The organism is Serratia sp. 2880STDY5682894 (assembly GCF_001537385.1).
In the GTDB taxonomy this organism is placed as follows: Bacteria; Pseudomonadota; Gammaproteobacteria; order Enterobacterales; family Enterobacteriaceae; genus Serratia; species Serratia nevei.
Genome location: NZ_FCJA01000025.1, coordinates 1 through 518, shown reverse-complemented (window position 1 = coordinate 518; position 518 = coordinate 1). Strand labels below are relative to the sequence as shown.

General features: G+C 44.4%; 1 tRNA gene and 1 rRNA gene. Both read left to right on the top strand.

The features are described 5' to 3' along the window. Window positions 1-80 (top strand): 16S ribosomal RNA (locus AWX27_RS24225); the annotation flags it as partial. 206 nt (window positions 81-286) lie between these two features. Further along, window positions 287-362: transfer RNA gene (locus tag AWX27_RS24220), tRNA-Glu, on the top strand. The last annotated feature ends 156 nt before the right edge of the window (window positions 363-518 follow it).

Genomic DNA, 518 nt, shown 5'->3' with positions numbered 1-518 from the left:
TTACCACTTTGTGATTCATGACTGGGGTGAAGTCGTAACAAGGTAACCGTAGGGGAACCTGCGGTTGGATCACCTCCTTACCTAAAGATATTGATTCGAGTGGCGTGCTCACACAGATTGTCTGATGAAAAAGTAATGAGCAAACAAAACCTTGTGGTATAGGTAAGTGCCGGGAGATTTGTGACTGTCCAGTGCAGTGACAAACGACAATGGCGCTCGATTTTTCACGAAAAATCTCACCTTTACCCGAAATTATCGAATCGGTGATTCGATAAGCCAATTTCGGGTCCCCATCGTCTAGAGGCCTAGGACACTGCCCTTTCACGGCTGTAACAGGGGTTCGAATCCCCTTGGGGACGCCATTCCGATAATGAGTGAAAGACATTATCACCGGTTAGCGATAACCGAAAAAATCTTAAAGATGACTTGCGAGTCATGTTTAAGATATTGCTCTTTAACAATCTGGAACAAGCTGAAAATTGAAACATGACGGCTGAAATTTATCCCTCCGTAGATGT